This window comes from Streptomyces sp. NPDC096013 (genome assembly GCF_044763565.1).
In the GTDB taxonomy this organism is placed as follows: domain Bacteria; phylum Actinomycetota; class Actinomycetes; order Streptomycetales; family Streptomycetaceae; genus Streptomyces.
This window is the reverse complement of sequence record NZ_JBIWGK010000014.1, coordinates 181,063-202,983: the sequence shown is the minus strand read 5'-3', so window position 1 is coordinate 202,983 and position 21,921 is coordinate 181,063. Positions and strand designations below refer to the sequence as shown.

13 protein-coding genes are annotated in these 21,921 nt (G+C 73.3%); 3 read left to right on the top strand and 10 right to left on the bottom strand.

What is annotated here, in order from left to right; genetic code table 11:
• Positions 1–34: 34 nt before the first annotated feature.
• From ACIRB1_RS36350 to eccCa, 6 genes are all read right to left on the bottom strand, one after another.
• On the bottom strand, positions 35–370 hold the full coding sequence (locus ACIRB1_RS36350; RefSeq protein WP_328826151.1) for a WXG100 family type VII secretion target: 336 nt from the start codon (positions 368–370) through the stop codon (positions 35–37).
• A 214-nt stretch (positions 371–584) separates the two neighbouring features.
• A complete protein-coding gene (locus tag ACIRB1_RS36345) occupies positions 585–3,773 on the bottom strand; it encodes a right-handed parallel beta-helix repeat-containing protein (RefSeq protein WP_403468511.1) in 3,189 nt (1,062 codons plus the stop codon).
• Entirely contained in the window at positions 3,770–6,193 is a 2,424-nt protein-coding gene (locus ACIRB1_RS36340; protein ID WP_403468510.1) for a hypothetical protein, read from the bottom strand. The genes ACIRB1_RS36345 and ACIRB1_RS36340 overlap by 4 nt, the downstream gene beginning before the upstream one ends.
• Positions 6,194–6,198: 5 nt before the next feature.
• Positions 6,199–7,536, bottom strand: a complete 1,338-nt coding sequence (gene eccB, locus ACIRB1_RS36335) for a type VII secretion protein EccB (RefSeq protein WP_403468509.1) — start codon at positions 7,534–7,536, stop codon at positions 6,199–6,201.
• A gap of 11 nt (positions 7,537–7,547) precedes the next feature.
• A complete protein-coding gene (eccD, locus tag ACIRB1_RS36330; RefSeq protein WP_403468508.1) occupies positions 7,548–8,945 on the bottom strand; it encodes a type VII secretion integral membrane protein EccD in 1,398 nt (465 codons plus the stop codon).
• Positions 8,942–12,973 carry a type VII secretion protein EccCa gene (eccCa, locus tag ACIRB1_RS36325; RefSeq protein WP_403468507.1) on the bottom strand — a complete coding sequence of 1,344 codons (4,032 nt, stop codon included), beginning with the start codon at positions 12,971–12,973 and terminating at the stop codon, positions 8,942–8,944. The genes eccD and eccCa overlap by 4 nt, the downstream gene beginning before the upstream one ends.
• Positions 12,974–13,223: 250 nt before the next feature.
• On the opposite strand from eccCa, the gene ACIRB1_RS36320 reads away from it, so the two are divergent.
• Positions 13,224–13,856: a response regulator transcription factor gene (locus tag ACIRB1_RS36320; protein ID WP_403468506.1), complete on the top strand. Its 633-nt coding sequence runs from the start codon at positions 13,224–13,226 to the stop codon at positions 13,854–13,856.
• 116 nt (positions 13,857–13,972) lie between these two features.
• On the opposite strand, the gene ACIRB1_RS36315 is transcribed toward ACIRB1_RS36320, so the two are convergent.
• Complete coding sequence (locus ACIRB1_RS36315) at positions 13,973–14,305, bottom strand: hypothetical protein (RefSeq protein ID WP_403468505.1); 333 nt, start codon at positions 14,303–14,305, stop codon at positions 13,973–13,975.
• A 316-nt stretch (positions 14,306–14,621) separates the two neighbouring features.
• Between ACIRB1_RS36315 and ACIRB1_RS36310 the strand changes: the two genes are divergently transcribed.
• On the top strand, positions 14,622–15,512 hold the full coding sequence (locus tag ACIRB1_RS36310) for a ricin-type beta-trefoil lectin domain protein (protein ID WP_403468504.1): 891 nt from the start codon (positions 14,622–14,624) through the stop codon (positions 15,510–15,512).
• Between the two features lie 17 nt (positions 15,513–15,529).
• Here ACIRB1_RS36310 and ACIRB1_RS36305 read toward each other — a convergent pair whose 3' ends face one another.
• From ACIRB1_RS36305 to ACIRB1_RS36295, 3 genes are all read right to left on the bottom strand, one after another.
• Positions 15,530–19,144 carry a BTAD domain-containing putative transcriptional regulator gene (locus tag ACIRB1_RS36305; protein ID WP_403468503.1) on the bottom strand — a complete coding sequence of 1,205 codons (3,615 nt, stop codon included), beginning with the start codon at positions 19,142–19,144 and terminating at the stop codon, positions 15,530–15,532.
• Positions 19,145–19,440: 296 nt separating this feature from the next.
• Complete coding sequence (locus ACIRB1_RS36300; RefSeq protein ID WP_403468502.1) at positions 19,441–19,686, bottom strand: hypothetical protein; 246 nt, start codon at positions 19,684–19,686, stop codon at positions 19,441–19,443.
• A 463-nt stretch (positions 19,687–20,149) separates the two neighbouring features.
• Positions 20,150–20,863: a TetR/AcrR family transcriptional regulator gene (locus ACIRB1_RS36295; protein WP_403468501.1), complete on the bottom strand. Its 714-nt coding sequence runs from the start codon at positions 20,861–20,863 to the stop codon at positions 20,150–20,152.
• Positions 20,864–20,992: 129 nt separating this feature from the next.
• On the opposite strand from ACIRB1_RS36295, the gene ACIRB1_RS36290 reads away from it, so the two are divergent.
• Positions 20,993–21,667, top strand: coding sequence for an SDR family NAD(P)-dependent oxidoreductase (locus tag ACIRB1_RS36290; protein ID WP_403468500.1), 675 nt, complete (start codon positions 20,993–20,995; stop codon positions 21,665–21,667).
• Positions 21,668–21,921: the final 254 nt, after the last annotated feature.

Here is a 21,921-nt window from a genome sequence, read left to right as displayed (position 1 = left end):
TCCTCGTGTGCGGGGTGGTCGGGGGTGGGGTGGCTCAGAAACCGGGCAGCGGGGTGGTCATGCTCTTGTGGAGCTGGGTCGCCGTGTCCGAGGTGGCCTGGTGCGTGGTGTCGTAACTCCCGGTGTTGGCCTGGAGCTTCTGGAGCATCAGCTCCAACTGCTGCTTGACGGTGCCGAAGTCGCTGAGCCAGGTGTCCATGGCGCCCTGGAAGGTGGTGGCGGCATCACCGGACCAGTTGCTGCGCAGCGTGTCGATCTGGCTCTGCATCTGCGTGTACGTGGCGTTGACCTCGTCCAGGGCGGTCTGGAAGCTGCCCTGGGCGATCTTCATGCCCGAGGTGTCGACTGATGTGTTCACGTTGCCGGCCATGCTGTTCCTCTCGTGACGGGTTCCTAGCGGTCCTCGTCCGTGATGGTGGTCCGGGCCGGCGCCCGCGACGGACCGGAACCGGACTCCCTGCCCCATCGACCGTGATTCTCTGTCCCTGCGACCCGCCCACCGGCCCCCGGCGTTGCCGGCCGAGGGAGTTCGGCGAGCGGATCGATCACCTCGGCCGGCCCGGGCGACGGTCCGCTACGACCGCTCACCCCGCCACCAGCGCGTCTCCCAGCGGGAGTTCGCCGGTCAGGTCGGCGGCGACCAGTACGGGGGCACCCGCACGCGCGGCGATGCGGTCCGCCAGTCGGTGCGCGCCGTACGCGCCCTCGGCCGGGTCCTGTGCGGCGAGCGCCGAAAGGACGTCGTCGGGCACCTCGAAGCCCTGCGCCGTGAGACGCCGCCGGGTCAGCTCGGCGAGACCCGTGCCGGTCCAGGCGGGCAGGCGCAGGTACTCGGCGAACGCACCGGCCAAGTCGGCGCGGGTGCGCAGCAGTTCGCCCAGGCTGGGGGCGCTGCCCGAGAGCACCAGGACGGTGTCGTACGGGTCGCGGGTCGCCGTCTCCGCGGCCAGCGCGTCGAGGACCGCGTCACGTTCGGCGTCCGGCCGGGCCACGAACGCCGGACCGGCCTCCAGCAGGAGCAGGCCGCCGGCCGCACGGCGGAACACGTCGGCGAGGAATGTGCCGGGCTGCGCCGCCCAGCGCGCCGGGACCTCCGAGAGCGAGACGCACGTGAGCGCGCCGGACGGCAGGATGCCCAGCTCCCCCAGGTCTCTGCCGTACGCGGCGGCCACGGCCCGTCGTCCGCTGCCCGGCGCGCCCTCCAGGACGACGTCCGCGAGCCCCGCGGTGCCCTGACCGAGCTTCACCAGCGTGTGCAGGCGCGCGGCCAGCGCCTCGGCCACCGGGCCAGGACCGCTGAGAGCGGCCAGGTGACGGGCGGCGGGAGGTGGGGGCGCCGAGGGTGCCTCGGGGGTCGGTGCGGGAGGCGGTGGGGTGGCATGGGCCGTGGGCGGCGGTGAGGGTTCGGGTGAGGGCGGCGGCGCCTGGGGAGCCGGGGTGACGTCGGCGGCGGTGAGCAGGCTCAGTTCGCTGTCGTGTCCCGGGGACTGGATGGCGAGCCGTGAGGCCTGGGCGCCGATCATCGACTCGAAGACCTGGCGGGCGACCCGGCCGTTGCCGAAGGTCGGTCCCTTGGGGACGGTTTCGAAGTAGCGGGACAGCGCGTCCACGGTGTCGTCGGACAGCTCGTAGTAGTGCTTGGCGCACAAGCCCCGGACGATGGTGACCAGTTCCTCCGGGGAGTAGTTGGGGAACTCGATCGTGCGGGCGAAACGGGACGCCATACCGGGGTTGGAGGCGAGGAACCGGTCCATGTGCTCGGAGTAGCCGGCCGCGATGACGACGATCTCGTCGCGGTGGTCCTCCATCATCTTCATCAGCGTCTCGACGGCCTCCTGCCCGAAGTCCGGTCCCGTGCCGCGGGACTGGTTGGTCAGGGTGTACGCCTCGTCGATGAAGAGGACCCCGCCCAGTGCCCGGTTGAAGACCTCCGTGGTCTTGATGGCGGTCCCGCCGATGATCTGGGCGACCAGGTCGGCGCGGGCTACCTCGACGATGTGGCCCTTGCCGAGGATGCCGAGTTCGGCCAGCACCGCGCCGTAGAGCCGGGCCACGGTCGTCTTGCCGGTACCGGGCGGCCCCGCGAAGACGAGATGGCGGCTCATGGGCGGCATCGGCAGGCCCATCTCGGTGCGCCGCTTGGTCACCTTGTTGAGGTTGATCAGTCCGGTGACCTCCAGCTTGACGCTCTCCAGACCGACCAGCGCCTCCAGTTCGGCCAGCGGCCCGGTCCCGGAGCGGGAGACGTCCCTGCCCGCCGCCGGTCCCGGGTCCCCTTCCTCTCCCCCGGTCGTGTCCCGGCCGGTCGACCCGGCCGCGCCGAAGCCCTCGCCGTCCCCGTCGAACCCGTACTCCGCCCGGTCGGCCGGAGGGTCGCCCGCGTTGTCCTGGAGCGCACAGTTGCTGAGATCGGTGCGGGCATCGGCGTGCGCGTTGACACCACGGCCGCGAGCCCCGGTCATCCGGCACCCGACCGCGGTGAACGAACCTCCCGCCCCGACCCGCACGGCGTCGCCCGGCGAACCGGTGAACTCGCAGTCGTGCGCGGTGAGTTCAGCGTCCGCACCGACCACCGCACCGCACTCGCGCAGCACGGAGCCGGACACGAACGCGCTCGCGGACCCGGCCAGAGCGAGTCCCGTCCCCCGGCCCGCTCCCTGGTCCGTCGGCCGGTCCCCGCCGCTCAACGCGATCTCGGCGCCCCGCAGGGTCACCCGTGCACCGCCCTCGGCCCGCACCCCGGCGCCGGTGGTGCCGGCGACGGTGAGCCGCTCCAGTTCCGCCGTACCGGAGTCGGCGGCCTGCACCGCGGTGGTCGAGGCGTCCCGCACGACGAGCCCGGTGGCGGTGACGAGGGTCGCCGCGCCGGTGACATGGAGGCCCACCGGGGTGCCGGTGACCGTGCAGTCCTCCAACCGGGGCCGGGCGCCACCGGTGGCCTGGATGCCGCTGCGGGCCGCGCCGCTGACCGCGCAGCCGCGCAGGTGCGGTGCGGCGCCCTCGGCGATGTGCACGGACTGTCCGCCGGAGCCGGAGAACGCGCAGTCGGTGAGCGTGGTCTCGCCCCGGCTGGTCAGATACGCGTCCAGCGCGCTGCTGCCTGTCACGGTGACCCGGAGCAGCGTGGCGCGCGCCTCCTGCTCCACGGCGACGGCGGGTTTGCCGCTGCCGGTGATCAAGGTGGCCTCGACGGTCGCCGAGGCGTTGCCGTTGACGCAGACGCCGTTGCCCCGGGGTCGGTCGAGACGGCAGTCCCGTATGTCGAGACGGCCGTGCTCGGCGACCACGACCGCTGAGGATCCTGCCTCGGTGACTTCGGTGTCGGCCAGTACGTTGTCGCCGTGCGAGGTGACCACCACCCCGGCGCCGCGCGGGTTGGTGACCCGGCAGCCACGGGCGACGAGGGTGCCCTCGTGCCAAGCCAGTACCGCCGTCCACGCCTCGCCCTCGATCCGGCAGCCGTCCAGCGCCGACTGCCCGCGCCGCAGGTCGAGGACCGGTGCCTCCCGGTCGGCGCCGGAGAGGACGAGCCCGGACAGCTGGACCGCCTCGGCGTCCACCACGACCGTGCTGCCCGCGGACGCGTGGACCTGCACGGTCCCGGCGCCGCCCTCCGCGGCCAGGGTCACGGGCCGGACGATCTCCAGCGACTCCTCGTAGCGGCCGGGGGCGACCGTGATCAGCGCTCCCTCGGCGGCCTCGGCCAGCGCCTGCGCGATCGTACGGTGGGCGCCCGGTCGGTCCGGGGAGACCAGCAAGACCTGCCTGCTCACGGCTTGGCTCCTTCTGTGCGGTCCGCACGGGGGGTCACGATCAGTCCGGGCGGATCGGCGCTCTCGGCGGCGGCGTCGGTGCCGGCCCGCTCCAGCGCGTCGAGGATCTTCTCCAGTCCCTTGACGGCGATCTCGTCGAACTTGGCGGGTACATCGCGCTGACCGCCTTGGCTGCCGGTGTTGTTCGGGCCGTCCTGGGTGGTGCGGCTGTCCTGAGTGGTCTCGGACGGCGACAGCTCCCGCATCAGCACGACGGAACCCTCGGCGCGCAGCACCTTGAAGGCCGTGCCGGGCACGAACAGCACCCGATCGGGGACGGCGGGGTCCAGCGAACTGGTCCGCCGGGCGGTCATCGACCAGATCAGCACGTCGGTGGCGCCGCTGCCCCGAGGGCCCGGGTGCAACGACGTACGGGCGTGGCAGAACGCCCACTCGGTGGCCAGCCTGCCTTCGCGGTACCACGCACGCTCCGCGTCACCGAGGCGAGTGCGCAGCAGGGCCGGCCCACGGTAGGAAGGCAGCCGCCGCAGTCCCGCCGTGACACACCGCGCCAACGGCACGTGCGGCCCGGCCACCGCCTCGCGGACGACCGCGTCGGCCTGACGACTGTCACCGGACAGGTACAGGCGTACGGCGACCAGATCGGTCAGCGCGTCCGCCACCTCGCTCCGGGACCCGCCACGCAGGCCCGGTGACTCCGACATCACCCGCGAGACGGAACCGGCCACGGCGTTGTACTGCTCGCTCAACGTCCGCCGCAGCCACTCCCGCTCCTGCGCGATCCCCCGCTCCGGCGGCAGCGCACAGGCCGCGGCCCGTGGCACGGGTTGCACCCGGACACCTGGCCCAGCGCCCGCACCACCGATGACGGGGGTGGTGCCGGGCGCCGGGCCGGTGCCCGTGGCGGCGGCCGGGGTGTCCGCGGCCACGGAGGTGCCCACGTCTCCGGCCACCGAGGGCTCCGGCTCGGGGGCGCCGGACTCCAGCCGAAAACGGGGAGCGATGGGCGGGGCGAGCCGCTGGGCGGGGGCAGGAGAAGGGGTGGGTGCGGGGGCGGAGTCGGGCTGTGGGATCGGCGATGCGGCGAGGGCCGGGGTCAGGACAGGGGCCGGGGGCGTTACCGGGGCCTCAGCCGTAATCGGGTTCGGGGTCGGGATCGAGGTCGCAACAGGGGCCGGCGTTCGCGGAGGCTCGGATTCCGGCTCGGGTACTCGTGCGGGGTCGGCCGCCGGCGCCGGTGTCGGGTCCGGGGTCTTGCCGGCCCTGGTCCGGCGGGTGTTCCGGATCGTGGGGGCTTCTTCCAGATCTGCCGCGCCGTCGGAGGTGGGCTCCGGGGCAGGCAGCTGCGTCTCGACGTCGTTGCGGACGGTGGGCGCCTCCGAGAGATCCGAGTCGTCGGAGTCGGCGGAGTCGGCGGTTTCGTCGGGGCTGGTGCGAGCCTCGGGGAGATCCGTGGTGCCGGTTCCCCCGTGCGGCGCGCCGACGCCGGACTCCGTGCGAATGGGCGGCGGGGACTGCGGGGACGGCACGCCGGGGGCCGGTTCCCGCTGCGGCGCCGAACCCGGCGTGGGTGTCCCGGAGGGCAGGTAGGTGGACTCGGCCGGGACGGGCCGGCCCTCGGGCTCCGCGTAGGGCAGGGCGTCGTACAGGGTGACTTGGTGGTTGAGAACGTCGGCGAGGGTCTGGCCCGGTGCCTGGTCGTCAGGGGTGTCGAGGCTGCCGTGGAGGACGAACCGGGCTGCGGGGCGGACGCCGGGGAGCACGGTGTCCCAGAACCGCGCCACGTCGTCGAGGGCGAGCGGTGGGGTGCCGGGGCTGCCGAGGACGATCAGGAAGAGGTGCGGGTCGGTGGGGACGGCCTCGACCGCGCGACGGTGACGGGCGGCCAGGGGGTCGTGGTCGGTGTGGCGCAACCACACGCCCGCGGGCACCGGTTGGGCGACGGTGTGTGCGCCGGCCGGGCCGGTGCGGGTCGGCGCGGTGAACTCCCAGTGCGGTTTGGGGTAGCGCTGTGCCACTGGCTCGGGGTCGCGGCCCGGCCGGAATCGCAGCCAGGCGGCGCCGTCGTCACCCGGTACGAACAACCCGCCGGTGACGGTCGGGACGAGGTCGCCGTCGGGGGCGAGCACCTCGCGTTCGAGCCGTTCGGCGAGGAGGCGGCAGGCGGTGCGGATGTCGTCGCCGGTGCCCCGGCCGAAGACCAGGCGCGGGCTGCCGTGCCGGGGGGACGACAGCAGCCGGGCCACCCCCTCCCACTCCGTGGCGAGGGCGTCGGCGGGCAGATCCACCACGACGAGGGTGTGGAGCGGGTCCTCGGCGATGCCTGAGGCGAACGCGGCGGCCCGGTCGTCGTATCTGCCCTTGGGATGGATGAGCAGGACGTCGCCCACGGGTGTCGAGCGAAGGCGGAGCCGGGCCATCGGGTTCAGTCCTTCGCGGCGGCGGCGCGGCTGAGTACCGGACCGTCCGGGACGAGAGCGAGGACGCCCGCCGGCAGCGTGAGCCGGTGCTTGGTGTCGCCGAACCCGAGGGCCCGCGCGGCGTCGGTGTCGGCGATGCGGTACTTCAGGCCCTGCTCGGTGATCAGGTACTCGGTCCGCCCGCTGTCCGGGACGGCCAGTACGCCGCCGCCGGGCGGCAGGACGATTCCGCCGGTCTCCGAGGCGGCCACGGTGATCCGGGCCCGGTCGTCGGCGAGATCGGTCACGCAGACGGTGCCGCCTCCCAGCGGACGGACACGGGTCAGGTCCGGCACCCGGCCGGTCGTGGCGTGTTCCGCCGAGACCGGGGCCACGGCGATGTCCGCCTGCCCGACCTGACGTGGAGCGGGGGCACCGGGGCGGGCGGCGAGCAGGGCGTACTCGGTGGCGTTGACGAGGGCGAGCCCGTCGGAGCGCATCACGTAGTAGTGCTCGGTGCTGCCCGTAGTGGTGCGGAAGACCTGTCCGACCTCGGTGCTCTGCCCGGCGACCTTGGCGGCGGCCTTGCCCGCGCCGGACGGCACGGGCGCGGCGAGGGCGGTGCCGGTGGGGACGGCGGCGAGCCAGTCGGCGGTGGCGGGGAGGGCCGTCTCGTCGTCCAGGCCGAGGGCGATCAGCGTCGGGGTGCCGGGGACCGGGTACTTGACGCCGTTGAGCAGCAGATACCTGGTCTTGCCCGGCCCGCGGAGCAGTACCTGTCGATCGGCTGGCAGCGCGGCGAGCGCCGTCGCGGAGCTGCCGAAGACGAGGCTCTGCCCCTGGCCGGCGGAGCCCTTGGCCTTGGCCCCCGTCGTCGTGGCCGCGGTGCTGTCCGCTCCCTGACCCGGCAGGCAGCGCGCCCAGGCTCCGGTCGCCAGTGCGGACGCGTCCGGCACGGTGTCCGGCGCGCCCTGGATGCCGACGGGGGTGCCGTGCGGAACTCCGGCCAGGGACGTGGCGGACACCGTCTCGGGTGCGGTCCGCGCCCCCGCGATGAGCAGTGCGGAGGCGTAGTTGCGCACAGGGCGCAGCTCGCCGTTCGCGTAGACGTAGCGGTTGCCGGTGTCCTTCTCCAGGACGATCGTGCCGTCCTTGCGCCAGTCGTCCTTGGCGACGGGTGAGATCAGGCCGTACACCCCGTACCCGGCGCACAGCAGGACGACCAGGCCCACTCCGAAGACCGAGCCGAGCGCGGAGCGCCGGGTGGGGCTGTCGCCCCGGCCCGGGTCGCCGCTGACGAGGGCGGAGGCGAGGCGCCCCATGGCGAACTGGTAGGCCTGCACGTGATCGCGTCGTGTCTGCATGGGTGCCGCTCCTAGCCCGCGAGACCGCGGAAGTAGGCGTAGGCGTGCAGCACTTGGAGGAGCAGCGGCAGCAGGGCGATCGCCGTGACCGTCTCCAGCAGGTCGCCGAGGTGTCCCCACACCGGCAGCAGCCGGGCCCGCGGGAGCCGCCAGGCGCCGACGAGCAGCAGCAGCGCGGCGGCCAGCAGTGCCGCGAGGACGGAGGCCCGGCCGATGGGGCCGGTGGGCGCGACCCGGACGATGAGCACGAGCCCCAGGCCGTAGGCGCCGGCCAGCACGGCCGGGACCCGCTGGAGGGTGCCGTTGGTGCCTCGTGCGCGGAGCAGGACGGCGAGGCTGAGGCAGAGGGGAAGGAGCCAGCCGGTCCAGCCGTGTTCGCGGTCGGCGAGCAGCCACAGGGCCACCGCCCACACCAGCGCGGAGGAGATGCCGATCGTGTCGAGGCAGGCGGTGGCGACGGTGACGCGGCCGGTGACCCGCTCGCCGGGTTCGGGCTCGATGTCCTGCTGGAGTTCCTCGGCGTCGTGCGGGAGTTGGGGCACGCGCAGCCGTGCGGTGCGCAGGGCCAGCCGGGGGGCGAGGTGGCCGAGGACGAACAGGCCCACGGCGACCACCGAGGCGGCCTGGAAGCCGTGCAGTCCGGCGGTCTCGGCGAGGCCGGCCCCGACGGCGGCGGCGACCGCCGTGAGCAGGACGGTCCCGGGTACGACCAGGGGCAGTGCTCCGAGTGCCAGCAGCCCGCCGGCCAGGGTGACGACGCATCCGGCGGCCACGAGGATTCCGGTGGTGCCGGGGGCGAAGCCGCCGGCCGGACCCTCGCGCAGGGTCGTCCCGGCCAGTGCGGCGAAGCCGAACGCGCCGACGCCGGCGACGAGGATCGCGCCCGGGACGGCGTGCATGCGGGCGGCGCTCGCACAGGCCGCGGCCAGGACCAGCGCGATCACTCCGGCGGTCACGGCGGTGAGCGGGCCGGGGCCCGCGCCGAGCAGGGCGGCGGCGAGCGCGGCCAGCGCCAGGCAGGCCAGGGCGAGGCCGAGTTTGCGGGTGAGTTCGGGGCGCCAGCGGCCGGGTCCTGTGCCGACGGTGTGGGCGACGCCGTCGGAGACGTCGTCGAAGTGCAGGGCGGGCAGCGCCGCCTCGGCCGGACGCAGGTGCAGGACGTCTCCGTCGCGCAGCCCGGCGCTCTCGGGGGTCGCCTCGGGGTCGAGGGGGTCTTCGCCGAGCCGTTGCAGGGTCCAGGGGGTGCCCTGGGTGTCGGGTCCCGCGGCGGTGTGGCGCAGCAGCACCGGCAGCAGGGCGGAGACGGGGGTGGTGACGGGGACGGCGAGGTCGGCGCGGCCGTCCGGTGCCTCCACGGTGAGGCGGCAGACCTCGGCGGTCCGGGCGGGCAGGGGTACGGCGGTGGTCATCGTGCTCCTGTGGGGAGGGGGGCCGCCGACACCAGGCCGGTCTGGACGAGCTGGACGGTGCGGCGGGTGACGAGCTGGGCGCGGCCCGCGGGCAGGGTGCGGGGCTTGGCCTCGCCGATGAACTTGCCCTCCTCCTTGGGGTAGGAGAACAGCAGCGCGGGGTTGCCCAGCTCCCACATCCGGCGGATCAGCGGGTCCATGACGGACCGCATGGCGCCGGAGGTGGAGCGGGCGACGACCATGTGCAGTCCGATGTGCGCGCCCTGCGCGAGGAGCGGCACCAGCGGCAGCATCGGTGACGGGGTGCCGGGCGCGCCGGAGAAGAGGTCGTAGTCGTCGACGAGGACGAACAGCAGGGGTCCGGTCCACCAGTCGCGCTTCTCCAGCTGCTCCGGGGAGACATCGGTGCCGGGCTGTCGTTTGGCGACGGACACGGCGGCGCTGTCGGCGAGTTTGCCGAGCGCGTCGCTGTCGACGACGTATCCGACGCGGTACTCCTCCGGTACGTCCTTGAGGAGTCCGCGGCCGGGGTCGGCCAGCAGGATCCTGGCCTCCTCGGGCCGGTAGCGGGTGGTGATGGCTCGGATGGCCAGCCGCAGCGCGTTGGTCTTGCCGGTCTCGCCGTCGCCGTAGACCAGCAGGTGCGGGGTGGCGCCGAAGTCGTGCCAGACGGGGGCGAGGCGTTGCTCGTCCCAGCCGACGCAGAACTTCAGGTCGCGCGTGTCGGCCGGTGCGGGCAGCCTGCGGGCGTCGAGTCTCGTCGGCAGCAGGCGTACGCCGGGAGCGCGGGGGCCGGTCCAGAAGGTGTCGATCTCGGCGACCGCGGCCTTGGTGGCGGCCGTCAGGTCGTCGGTGCGCGAGGAGCTGTCGAGGCGGGGCAGCGCGGACAGGAAGTGGTGTCCGGAGCTGGTCAGTCCGCGTCCCGGCCGGTGCGGTACGCCGGCCGCCGCGCGGGAGCCGACTTCGGACTCCATCGAGTCGCCGAGCCGCAGTTCGAGTTTGGTGCCGAGCATGTCCCGCAGCCGGGGCCGTACTTCGGACCAGCGCACCGCGGAGGCGATGATGTGCAGCCCGAACGACAGGCCGCGCGCGGCGAGTTCCATGATCCGCTGTTCGAGGTCCTCGTAGTCCTGGCGGAGCGTGGCCCAGCCGTCGACCACGAGGAACACGTCGCCGAAGGGGTCGTCGATCGTGCCGTCCGCGCGCAGCGCCCGGTAGGCGGCCATCGACTCCAGGCCCCGGGAGGTGAACAACTGCTCGCGCTGTTCGAGGAGTTGGGTGAGTTCCTCGACGGTGCGCAGGACCCGGTCGCGTTCCAGTCGGGTGGCCACGGAGCCGACGTGCGGGAGTCCTGCGGTGGAGACGAGGCCGCCGCCGCCGAAGTCGAGGCAGTAGAACTGAACTTCGGCGGGCGTGTGGGTCAGGGCCAGCGACAGCATCAGGGTGCGCAGCAGGGTGGACTTGCCGGTCTGCGGTGCGCCCACCAGGCCGAGATGGCCGTCGGCGCCGAACAGGTCGGCGACGAGCAGTTCGCGGAGCTGCTCGAACGGGCGGTCCACCATGCCCAACGGGACGCGCAGCGCGCCCTGGACGCGGGGGTCGGCGGCGCCCATGCCGCGGTCCGGGTCGGGCACGATGCCGGGCAGCAGCTGGTCGAGGCCGGGCGACTCGGACAGCGGGGAGAGCCAGACCTGCCGGGCGGGCGGACCACTGTCCTCCAGCCGCCCGACGAAGACCTCCAGCAGGCTGTCCTCGCCGCCGTCACCGCCGTCCTGCTCGGGTCCGGCGCCGGCGCCCTGGTCGCGCAGGGCCTCCTCGGCGAGCGAGACGAGCCGGGCGGCCTCCTCCGTCTCGCGGTCCGCGGCCGGCGGCCCGTGCCGCTCCAGCCCGAAGGCGGTCACCTCACGGGCCGCAGCCGTCCGGTGCGCCGTCTCCTCGGGACCGGCCGGCGCGGGCGCCGCTCCGGAGACGTAGGCGGCCTTGAACCGGACGAGGTTGGTGGTGTCGACCTTGAGGTAGCCGTTGCCGGGGGCGGACGGCAGTTCGTAGGCGCTGGAGGTGCCGATCACGCTGCGCGACTCCATCGAGGAGAAGGTGCGCAGGGCGAGCCGGTACGAGAGGTGGCCCTCGACGCGGTGAATGCGAGACTCGTCCAACCGCTGGGAGGCCAGCAGGAGATGGACGCCCAGGCTGCGGCCGAGCCGGCCGATGGAGACGAACAGTTCCACGAACTCCGGTTTGCTGGCGAGCAGTTCGGAGAACTCGTCGACGATCACCAGCAGCGAGGGCAGCGGAGCCAGGGTGCTCGCGCCGGCGGCGCGCGCCTTCTCGTACTCGAAGAGCGAGGCGTATCCGGCTTCCCGCAGCAGTTCCTGACGGCGGATCATCTCGCCGTTGATGGAGTCCCGCATGCGGTCGACGAGGTGGAGTTCGTCGGCGAGGTTGGTGATGACGGCGGAGGTGTGCGGCAGCCGGTCCATGTTGAGGAAGGTGGCGCCGCCCTTGAAGTCCACCAGGACCAGGTTCAGGATCTCGGAGGAGTGGGTGGCGGCCAGGCCGGTCACGAGGGTGCGCAGCAGTTCGCTCTTGCCGGAGCCGGTGGCGCCGATCAGCAGGCCGTGCGGGCCCATGCCGCCCTGCGCGGACTCCTTGAGGTCCAGCTCGACGATCTCGCCGTCCTCGGTGACGCCGATCGGCACCTTGAGCCGGGCGTCCTGGGCCAGCCGGGGACGCCACTTGGCCGCGACGTCGAAGGCGCGTACGTCCCGGATGCCGAGCATGGTGGCCAGGTCGAAGTCGGACTCCAGGGGCCGGTCGACCAGGTCGACGCCGCCGCCGGTGCGCATCGGGGCGAGGGCCCGGGCCAGTTGCTCGGCCTCGACGGGACCGAGCCGGTCGGCACGGCCGCTGACGTTCTCGGTGCCGCTGGGGAAGCCCACCTCGCCGGCGCGGACGGTGAGCCGCAGCACCTTGGGTCCGCCGGGCATCGCGCCGGTGAGGTCGAGCAGCACCACCCCGCGTATCCCGGCGCCCAACAGCCTTGACGCCGGGGGCAGTTGTACGCCCTGGGCGACGATGACCGTGAAGGGCTCGGCGACGCTGGGCGAGGAGGTGACGTCGTGGTCGGGACGGTCGCGGACATCCGGCCCGAGCAGATCGAGGAGTTCGTCGTGATCGCCGGCGGCCAGCCGCACCGCTCCGGCCGCGTCCTCCTCCGCCGGATGGGCGTTGTGCGGCAGCCACTTGAGCCAGTCCCAGTCATGGTGGGCCGCCTCGTCTCCGAGGACCGCCACCCGCAGTTCGTCCGGGGAATGGAGAACCGCCAACTGGCCGAGCATCGCGCGGACGAGAGCCACCGCCTCGTCGATGTCCCCGGTGAACTCGACGCTGGTGAAGCGCTGGAGGGAGACCGGCACCGGCAGCAGGGGCACGGTTTGGTGGGCCTTGGTGAACCGGCGCAGCGAGATCGCGCACAGCGGTTCCAGGTCCTCCACCGGCTTGGTCTGCGGCGGCAGGAACTCCAGTGCGGCGCGACGGGTCGCGAGACCGATGCGGATCCGGCCGAAGTCCTCGTGCCCGGGCCGGCGTTCCCACAGGCGGGGGCCGGCCGCGAGCGCCCACAGGTCGGACGGGTCGGGGTTGTCCCACAGCAGCGCGGCCCGCTGGTCGTCGGCCGCCTGGCGGGCCTGCACGCGCTTCTGGGCGAGGTAGCGCAGATAGTCCCGGCGTTCGGCGCGCATACGGCGGCGCCGGTCCGCGCCGGGTCTGCCGACCTGGGTCAGCGTCATGCTGATCATGGCGACGCCCATCATCCCGGTCATCATGTACATGGACGTACCGCCGCTGCCGACCGAGTACATCAGCACCATGGCGCCTGCACCCAGGCCCATCGGCAGGTACGTCATCACCGAGCCGAAGTCGGCGGTGGCCGGTTCGCCGAGCACCGGAGGCTCGGCGAGTTCCACCTGGCCCTCCGGCATCGGGGGACCTTCGGCACGCGGCGAGCGCTTGGCGACGACGGTGCTCAACGTGCTCTCTTCTCTGCTTCTGCCGGCATTCCCGCAACGGGATCCACGACCGGATCCGCGCGTGGAGCGTAGGCAGAGGGCCGCCCGCGACCGCGGCGTACGGCCGGATGTCCGCCCGCGCGGGCAGCGAAGCCTGGCCGCAGGGGCAGCTTCGCCAAGTACACGCCAAGTCGGCCTTAAGGCCGCCCGGTGACGATCGCCGCCCGCCCTTCCAGGGCGACGGTCCACGCCCGGAAGGAAAGCAAGAACGTTGGGAACGATCTCGATAGCAGTCCTCGCCAGTGACCCGATCACCGGTGAGGGGGCCGTCTGGTGCCTGCGCAGGTATCCGGATCTGACGGTGCTGCCGCAGGAGGAACACCGGAACGCGGACGTGGCGCTCCTGATCACACCGGAGGTCACCGAGGACACCATGCTGCTGATGGAGTCGGTGGCCGAGCGCTCGACCCGTCCCGGCCCGGCGATCGTGCTGGTCACCGGGCACATCGGGGAGGCCCATCTGCTGCGGGCGGTCCGGTTCGGCCTGCGCGGGGTGATGTGGCGTCAGAACACCACGTACGACAAGGTCGTGGAGTCCGTGCGCGCGGTGGCCGAGGGCGGGGCGGCGCTGCCGCACCCGGTCCAGGGGCAGCTCCTCGACCACCTCATGACGGTCGAGCGCGATGTGCTGGGGCCGTTGGGGCTGACCGCGTCCGGCCTGGAGACCCGTGAGGTCGATGTGCTGCGGCTGCTGGCCGAGGGGCTGGAGACGACCGAGATCGCCCAGAAGCTGAACTACTCGGAGCGGACCATCAAAAGCATCGTCAGCGTCATGATGAACCGGCTCGGCCTGCGCAACCGCACCCACGCGGTCGCGTACGCGCTCCGCACGGGGACGCTGTAGCCGGTGGCGCACCTCGCGGGGGTACGACACCCCGGTCGCCCCGCCCGCAGGGGAAGGGTTTGCGGTCCTCCGGGGCAGAACCGGCGCCTCCCGGCGGGTGTCCGCGACCGGCGCCCCTAACGTCGCCCGCCGGGGAACATCGAGTACGCAGACGGGCAGGCAGACATGGAGCACACAGCGGGGCAGCCGGAGACACCGGAGGAGCCGGCCCTCTGGGAACGGCCACTGCCGTGGCTTCGGGAGACCGAGCCGACGTCCGAGCCGGGGGACGCGTCGGCGGAGGAGCCCGCGTCGCCCTCCGAGGACGGCTCCGCCCCGGACGGCGAGACCACGCCCGACGGCACACCGGCGACCACGACGGCTTCCGGCCCCGCGCCGGGGACGGACGAGACCTCCTCCGCGCCGGGCACGTTGTTCCGGCCGAGGACGAGGCGGTCAGACGATCCCACGCCATCGTCCGCTCCGGCCTCCAGCCCCGCGGCCGAGCCCGCCGCACCGGGCGGACTGTTCCGCCCAAGGGCAGCACGGCCGGACAGCCCGACGCCCGCTCCGGCATCCACCGCACCCGAACCCGCGGCACCCGGCGGACTGTTCCGTCCCCGGGCGGCACGGTCGGACAACCCCGCATCGGCATCGGCATCCACCACCGCATCCGAACCCGCCGCGCCCGGCGGGCTGTTCCGCTCCGGGGCGGCACGGTCGACCGATCCCACACCCGCGTCGGCATCGGCGGCCACCACTGCGGCCGAGCCCCGTACCCCGGAAGTGTCCGCCGCGCCGGGCTCGCTGTTCCGGCCGCGCACGACGGGGTCGGGTGACTCCGGCGGACAGCGCGGGACGGGTGCCGGGGACGCACGCCCGGAGCGGAGCGCGCGTGCGGTCGGAGTCGCGGTCGCCGGCTGTGCCCTGCTGGTCATCGGCATCGGCAGCGCCGCGTTCATCGCGATGCCGGACCACGACGACTCCGCTCCGCGAGCGGCGAACGTCGGCGACGGCGCCGTCCCCCAGCTCACGGCGGGCGCCTCGGTGGGACAGACCGGCTCCCCCTCGGGCAGCGGCCGGCCGACCCACCGTGCGAAGGGGTCGAAGGCCGGTACGGACAAGGGCCCGCACGCGGAGGGGAGTTCGTCCCCGGTCGCGGACGCCGCCCACCCCGACAAGGCGTCCGGCACCAAGGCGGCCCACGCCGCCAACGCCGACGCACAGAGCGGAACCGGATCGGGCGGCACGACGACGAAGACCCCGACATCGAAGCCGGCCGCTGCCGCCGCTGCCGGTGACGAGATCGTCGGCTACGGATCGTCGAAGTGCATCGAGGTGAGCGCCCATTCCGGTGTGGACGGCTCCCCGCTGCGGCTGTGGGGATGTGACGGCGACGCCTGGCAGAAGTGGGTGTTCAAGTCCGACGGCAGCGTGCGGTCCATGGGCCTGTGCCTGGACATCGCGAACGCCTCGGAGTCCGACGGCGCGGCCATCCAGCTGGCGACCTGCAACGGCGGCTGGGCCCAGCGCTTCAACCTCAACGGCTCCCACGACCTGGTCAACACGGTGATCGGCAAGTGTGTGGACGCCAAGGACTCGGGGACCGGCAACGGCACCCGGCTCCAGCTGTGGAGCTGCGGCGGGACGTCCAACCAGAAGTGGCACCTGGGCTGACCCCGGCCGCCGTCACGTCACCTCCGGGCCGCCCGCTCCTGCGAGGCGGCCCGCGCCGCCTCCGCCAGGTGTCGCGAGCCCCAGCGCCGCGCCACGTCCTCGGCCTGGGCGAACTGCCGTAGCGCCTCGTCCTCGTCGCCCAGAAGCCGGTGCAACTCGCCCAGGGAGTGGGCGAAGGGGCGGGTGGCGAAGGAGATGCTGGCGGCGCCGGCCAGCTGGGTGCGCAGCGGCAGCAGGAGCGGGATCAACTCCCGCGCGGTGGTCATGTCGCCCAGCAGGAAGGCGAGTTCGGCCCGGAGGGACAGGGCGATGCCGTACAGGTGGTCGGGTACGACGGGGACGACCGTCGGAGTGTGCCGGCCCAGCAGGTGGGCCTGTTCGCGCTCGCCCTGCCGGGCGAGAACGACACCGAGGGCGAGTTCGGCGATGGGCACCGATCCCGGCAGCAGGGTCCGCAGCAGGGGCTCGGCCTCACTCGGGCGGTCCTGGCCGAGCCTTACCGATGTCAGCCCCACGACGTACACGAAGTCGCCGAACGGTGAGCCGTGGTAGCGCAACCGGTCGCGTACTTCCGTGTAACGGGCCTCCGACTCGGCGAAGCGGCCCTCGACGTTTGCCAGCATGGCGAGGGTCAGCAGGTTGATCGCCTCGGCCTCGACCAGGCGGTGCCGGCCGGCGATCGCCCGCCCGTGCCCGGTGTGCCGGCGAACCTGCTCGACGTCGTTGCGGGCCCCGGCCGCCATGGCCCCGGTGTGCTCGCGCACCCAGTTGTTGGCGGGCAGGTCGTGTGCGTAGCCGAGGACACGCAACTCCGATGCGAGCAACGCGCGGCGGTCCGAGAACCCCTCCGGCTTTACGGCTGCCGCCACCGTCAGCGCGCAGGAGAGCAGCAGCGGATCTCCCACGGCCCGGGCCACGACCAGGCGGCGATCGGCCTCGGACCTCTCCTCCGCCGTTCTTTCACCCCACGCGTCCACCCCACCCGCCGACGGCGCGCCGCGATGCGCGAGCCGCGGCCCGGTGGCCTCCGTCCCGGCTTCGGCACGTAGGGCATCGTGGCCTACGGCGGGTGCGCCACCTGCCGTGCGGCCGGTCCGGTCGTCCGCGGGGGCCGGCGGCAGGATGCCGAGGACGGCCGGGTCCAGGTCTGCGCGGGCCGTCAGGACGTCGACGAACGCGTCGATCGCCGCCGGTTCGGCGAGTCCCTGCGGCCCGCTCAGGGCGGGCCCCTGTCCGCCCCACACACCGAGCGCCGCCGCGGCCAACTCGTCGTGGCCGACACCCTCGGCCGCCTCCAGGGCGCGCTGCCGGGTGTGCCGTGCGGCAACGATCGCCCCGGCCCGTATCTCGGCCCGCAACAGGCGGCCGAGCAGCGCCACCAGCCGTCCGGAGCGGCCGTTCACCGTGGCGCCGTCCGCGTCGGCGGGGATCAGGGCGAAGGACTCGATGGCCTGCGTGAGCAACTGGACCGCGGTGTCATGGGCGTAGCGGCGCTCGGCCTGGTCGGCCGCGCCGAGCGAGTACGCGACGGCGAGCGACGCGGTCTGCTTGCTCGCGGCCCGGGCGAAGTGGTGCGCGAGGGCCGCGAGGTCGTCCGGGCGGCGCCTGCGCAGCACCTCGGCGAGCCGGGCGTGCAGTCGGGCCCGGCGCACGCCGACGAGGTCGGTGTAGAGGGTGTCGCGGACCAGCGCGTGCGCGAACCGGACCACGCCGGGCGCCGGTTCGGTCAGCAGCCCGGCCACCACACCCGCCTCGACGGCGTCGAGCACGGCGTGCTCGTCGTGCCGGACGGGGTCCGCGGCCTCCACGAGCACGCAGATCTCTATCTCGCGGCCCACCACGGAGGCCAGTTGGAGGACGGCCAGCGCACCCTCGGGCAGCTGCCGCAGCCGACGCCGCAGCACGTCACGCACGCCCTGCGGGACCTCGGACACCGCCACGAGGGCGCCCTCGCTGGCGAGCAGCCGCGCGCTCTCCCGGACGTAGAAGGGGTTGCCGTCGGTCCGGTCGGCGAGCGCGCCGACGGTCGCCGCGTCGACCTCTTTCCCGCACACCGCCCTGACCAGGGCGTCCACATCAGGTAAGGGCAGTCCGCCGAGCGCCAGCCGGTACGGCGAACGGTGGGCGAGTTCGGCGAGCGTCTTCGTCAGCCTCTCCCCCGCGTCGGCCGGGCGGTACGCGGCGATCGCCAGTACCGGCGATCCGATCAGCTCGGCGGTCCTTTCCAGCAGGGCCAGCGTCTCTCCGTCGGCCCGGTGCAGATCGTCCACGACCACGGCCAGGGGCGCGTCCGCGGCGGCCTCCCGCAGCCAGGTGCTGAACGCCCGGTGCAGCCGGAACCGTCCGACGGACGATGTGTCGTCCCGTCCCGGGAACCCCTCCGCCATGCCCCCGCCGGTCGCGTCCTCGCCCTCTTGCCGCTCGCCGTAGCCGGCCTCCTGGAGCAGGGCGTCGAGCGCGGCGGGGTCGGTGGGAGGGGTCCGGCGGGCGAGCGCGCCGAGCGCCTCCACCCAGGCCCAGGCGGAAGGGGCGCCGTCGAACTCGGGGCAACGGCCGACCACCACGGTCCACCCCTGCTCCCGCAACCGCCGTTGGTACCGGCCGAGCAGCGCCGACTTTCCGGCGCCGGCGTCACCGGTCACCAGGACCACACCGCCGCCCCGCCGGGCCTCGCGTGCCACTTTCTCCAAGGCCCGCAGTTCGTCGTCCCGGCCCACGAACAGGTCGTCGTCCGGCAGGACGACGACCGCCGAGTCCCCAACTCCGCCGGACGGCACGCCCCGATCCGACGCCGATGCCCAACTCCCCCGCGCCGACAGGTCGGTTGCCAGCGGTTCCACCGCTCCCGGCACCGCGGGCTCCGCCGGGACCGCCGCGCGCAGGAACTCGGTGCGCCCCGCCAGCACGGCCCTCTCCAGCTCGGCCAGCGCGCCGCCGAAGCCCAGACCGAGTTCTTCGGCCAACACACCGGCAGCCCGCCGCAGTTCGGCCACCGCGTCGGCGCGGCGTCCACTGGCCCACAGCCCGAGGGCCAGCAGCCGCCAGCCCTCCTCCCGCAGCGGATGCTTGCGTACGAGTGCCTCGGCGGCCGGCACCGCCTCCCGCGCGGCTCCCGTGGCGAGGGTCGCGGTGATGGCCATCTCCCGTGCCGTCAGGTGCAGTTCATTCAACCTGGCGGCCTCGGCCGACGCCCACTCCTCGTCCGCCCACTCGCCGTACGCAGCTCCGTGCCACCACCCGAGCGCCTCCTCCAGCAGGTGCCGGGCCTCGGCGCCCGGTGCCGTGCGGGCCCGCCGTACCGCCGCCTCGAACCGCCAGGCGTCGACCGCGTCCTCGGACAGCCGCAGCGCGTACCCGGGCGGGGCACTGACCAGGACGCCGGCCGGGGTGCGGGGCGGTCGGCCGGGTTCGAGCGCGCGCCGCAGGTTGGACACGTAGACGTGCAGGGAGGCCGGCGCCTTCTCCGGGGGCCGCCCCCGCCACAGACGGTCGATGAGTCCGTCGACGGACACCACACGACCGCGGCCGGCCAGCAGGAGGGCGAGGACGGCCCGCTGCCGGGGACCTCCCAGGTTGACCGGCGCACCGTCGATGTCCGCGCCGATGGTTCCCAGGACCTTAACGTTGAGCATGACCCGTCAATCTACAGCGCGAACTCCTTACCTTCGGAGGAGCTCCGTCGCGTGTCAGAGGCGGAAAACAGGCCACAGCCGGAGGCGTCCGCACCCCTCACAACGGGACGATCCAGGACCCCAGCCGAACGGCCGCCCGCCCGCCGATGCCGATGCCGATGCCGATGCCGATGCCGATGCCGATGATTGTCCGGCGCCTCAGCCCGTGCCCGTCAACTTACGGCTGCCCGCCGAGCCGACGGATTGTCACGACCCGGACGCCCGTGCGGCAACGCGGAAGCCTCCCGTGAGCCCTGCTACGGCAATCGCCTGAGCCACACCATGGCAAGGCCGTGGGCGACGGCCGACACAGCGAATCCCGCGAGGACCGTAGCGGTGTACGCCCGGTCGGGCAGCGCCTGCCTGAAGAACCCGAACGTGGCGTCGCGGGTGATGAGAAACGCTGCGACCGCGGCGAACATCGCGCCCGCCGACTGCCGGGTCCACCGTCCCGGCTTCGACGCGACGCGATCTTCCGGGCGAGGGGCAAGAGGCTCTGTCACTCGTCCCTTGTACCGGTCCCGATGCGACTCATCAATCGCGGAGCGCAACCGACCCGCGCGCCTCCGCGCGAAGGGTGAGCGCGGACCGCCCTGCCGCTGCTGTCGCACTCACCGCGTACCTCGTACTGTCGGAGGCCGCCTGGCTCGCGTATGCCCTGGCCTTTGTGAACGTGGCGGTTCTTGCCTACTCCACGCCAAGCCAGGAAGTCTTCCAGCATCAGACCACCCTTGCCGGCTTCGTTCCCGGCGCGTGGCTGCACTGGTCTCGGGTATCCAGTGCCTACGTGTTTTTCGCTTCTCCTGGGACCTCATGTTCGCGTATGGTGCGCCGTTGCATGGCTTTCAGCCTGCGAGCCGACGTGATGCTGGCGGTCGGGAGCGCCAAGGCCGCTCGGTCTCGGAGCCCGCATTCAACGGCGGCCTCGCCGCGGTCGCTCGTCACTCGGTCCCGCCGATCGCTGATTCAGCGTCGCTTTCCGGTCTCGGGGGCGGTGACGCTCTGGCTGGCGCGACGCATGGCCTCGTACAGCGCGGCGTCGTCCGGCGGGTCCGGCAGCTGTCCGCGGGCCGGGGCCTGGAAGGACTGGATCATCCAGGCGACCAGGCGGCGCCAGGCGTCCGGGGCGGCGTCGCCGGTGGCGCTGAGGACTCCGGCGTTGGCCATCAGCAGCAGCACGAGATCGCGGCTGGTGAAGTCCTCGCGCAGTTGCCCGCTCTCCTTGGCGCGGCCGATGAGTTCGAGGAAGCCCTCGTACGCCCGGGCGTGGTGCTGTTCCAGTTCCGGGACGCCGGGGAAACTCATGGTCAGGACGTCGGCGAAACCGCGGTCGGCGGCCTGCATCGCGCAGACGGCCTCGATGTAGCCGGTGAAGCCGTTCCACGGGTCGGGGTCGACCAAGGCCTCGGTGGTGGCCTGTGCGTACGCCTTCATACGGTCCGCGAAGACCGCGGCGACGAGATCTTCCTTGCGGGGGAAGTGGCGGAAGAGGGTGGCGATCCCGACCCCGGTCTCCCGCGCGACCGAGGCCATCGACGCGTTCAGCCCGTCGCGCCCGAAGACCGTGCGCGCGGCGGCGATGATCCGCCCCCGGTTGCGCTCCGCGTCGCTGCGCTTGGACTGACCTGCGGAATCGGCCGTGCCGACGTCGGCGTCGGCGTGGGGATCTCGGGGGCTCATACCGGCCAGACTAGCAAACCGGAATGACCTATCCAGTTCCCGTGTTACGGTGGACAGCGAAACGGAAAGGGCTTTCCGCATCAGAAGCGGATAGCCCTATCCGCCGATACTTCCCCGAAAGGTTCTCCCATGCCCACCATCGCCATCGTCGGCGCCGGCCCTCAGCTCGGCCTCGCCATCGCCCGCACCTACGGCACTCACGGCTACAACGTCGCACTGACCGCCCGCAACCGGGCCAGGCTCGAAGATCTGGTCGGCGAGCTGACCGCAGAGGGCATCAGCGCCGACGCGTTCCCCGCCGACGTCCTCGACCGCGCCGCGCTCACCCAGGCACTCAAGGACGCTGCGGCACACTTCGGCGGCATCGACGTTCTGGAGTACTCCCCGGTCGCCGGCCTCCAGACCGTCATGACCACCCCGGCCGCGACCGAACCGGCCGACGTGCAGCACGAGATGGACTTCCAGCTCTACGGAGCCATCGCCGCCACCCGCGCGGTGCTGCCCGCCATGCGTGAGGCCGGCGCGGGCACCCTGCTGTTCACCACCGGCGCCGGGTCCGTCGACCCCGTGCCACAGGTCGCCAACGTCAACGCCGCCGCCGCGGCGCTGCGCAACTGGGTGATCAACCTGCACAAGGAGCTGGACGGCACCGGTGTCCAGGCCGCGCACGTCGCCATCGACGTGTCGATCGGCACGCCGGCGATCCCCGGATTCCCGGCCGCCCAGCCCGAGGAGATCTCCCCGGTCTACTGGGACCTCCACACCACCAAGCGCGACGAGGCCGAACTCGTCTTCAGCCTCTGACGTCCGTCAGCCACCCGCCTTCCTGTTCTCCCGGCTTCCCGGTGTCCACGCCGCGCACGTCGCCGTCAACACCTGACTCGGGAGGGGGCATCGGCGGCCACCCTGGTCCCTCGCCAGCGAGGGACCCTGGTCGCCGTGCACTACGGGCGCGACAAGCAGGCCGCCCAAGAGGCCGGCGGCCTCATCGCAACGTCGGCGTCCTGACGCCACTGGCCGCTGTCGGCACTGGCCCGATGGCATGAATCTCCGACGCG